The organism is Bacillus mycoides, from assembly GCF_001757995.1.
GTDB lineage: Bacteria > Bacillota > Bacilli > Bacillales > Bacillaceae_G > Bacillus_A > Bacillus_A mycoides_B.
The window spans coordinates 1-1,669 of sequence record NZ_LXLV01000095.1; the positions used below are offsets into that span (position 1 = coordinate 1).

Here is a 1,669-nt window from a genome sequence, read left to right on the forward strand (position 1 = left end):
TTTATACTGTTTTCATGTATTCATTTTGTATGAATTTATATATGAAAATTGTTTTATTTACTTACATTTATATGTAATTTTTGTACTAGTTTTTATAGCCTAATACAAATTTATCACCTGGTTATCTATAACTGAATGACTACAATATCCCATTCAATCTCGAGTAAATATTAGTATTCCATAATTTAATTATGTAAATAAGTCTGTGTAAAAATTGAATTTGACGCGAACTTGCGTTCGTGTATTTTTCTGTTATAGTATATATGAGGTTATTTTTATTGACTACAGCAAGCAACGTCAAAAATCCGTACATCGTAAGAAATTATACGAAAATCTAAATAAAATGCCCTTTTACATAGAAGAATTTGTGGAGTACAAAGAATTGCATGATGCCTCTCCCTCCACCCTTCTGAATTATGTATATGATTTTAGAGTCTTCTTTAATTGGTTATTATCTGAACAAATTATTGAATTGAAACCCATTAAAGACATATCCTTCTCTGATTTGGAGAATTTAAAGAAAAAAGATGTTGAGAACTTTATAAGGTTTCTAAAACTACAACAAAACATGCAGAATTCCTCTGTTAACAGAAAAATTTCAGCCTTAAAATCATTATTTAAGTACCTTACCTCCCTATCAGAGAATGAAGATGGAGAATGTTATTTTTATAGAAATGTAATGGCTAAAATAGAAATACATAAAGATAAAGAAACATTAAATGCTCGTGCAAAACGTATGAGATCTAAGATATTTCATAATAATGACGATCAAGAATTTTTGAATTACGTTAAGTACGAACATGAAAAATCTTTAACAAAACATCAGTTGTTCTATTTTCTAAGAGATAAAGATCGTGATGTAGCTATCCTTTCCCTTTTTCTTGGTAGTGGTATTCGTGTAAGTGAATTGGCCGATCTTCGTATGGAAGATATAAACTTAAAAGAAAGACTAATTGATGTGATCCGAAAAGGAAATAAAGAAGATTCAGTATGGATTACCCCCATTGCGTTGAATGATATTGAAAAGTATATGGAAATTAGAGATAACAAATACGCTCCAGGGAAAGAATTAAAAAATGTGTTTTTATCGAAGTATAAACATACTGCACAGCCTCTTTCGGTTAGAGCTATCCAGGATATAGTAGAAAAATATACTAAGGCCTATGGCAAAAAAAGGTTCTGGTGCAAAGATTTCATTTATTCGAAAGAGGTATATAGATTCCTAATGGAATCTATTCTTATGCAGCCATTCCGAATAGTTGATGAATAAACTTTATTTCATTTTGGACAGACTTGTCCCGTAAAATAAGTTGGCCTTTTTTAATGATATGCATCGCTTCTATTCCTGAAAGAATAGATGTAGCTGTACGAAAAGACTTCAATCCTAACATTGAACGAACTCTCTTTTTAATAAAGCGATGATCTTGCTCTACAATGTTATTCAGGTATTTTACCTGCCTTATTTGGATGTCTACAGGCATTCTTTTCTCTTTCTTCAACTCTTCAATCGCTATAGGATAGGCCGGGTTTTTGTCTACTGTTATCACACGGGGCTTTGAAACATGAAAAGACTGCAAAGCTTTCTTGAAAAAACGCTTTGCAGCCCTATGATCTCTTGTTTTGCTTAAATAAAAATCAATTGTATTTCCTTTTGAATCAACAGCACGTG

The 1,669-nt window shown here is 31.0% G+C and carries 1 protein-coding gene and 1 pseudogene; one reads left to right on the forward strand and one right to left on the reverse strand.

All coding sequences use genetic code 11. The annotated features are described in order from the left end of the window. Positions 1-277 precede the first annotated feature (277 nt). Positions 278-1,174, forward strand: a pseudogene (gene xerS / locus BWGOE10_RS28335) (tyrosine recombinase XerS); the annotation flags it as partial. Between the two features lie 64 nt (positions 1,175-1,238). On the opposite strand, the gene BWGOE10_RS28340 reads toward xerS, so the two are convergent. Continuing rightward, on the reverse strand, positions 1,239-1,669 hold a 431-nt coding region (locus tag BWGOE10_RS28340), incomplete at its 5' end, for an IS6 family transposase (RefSeq protein ID WP_070145973.1).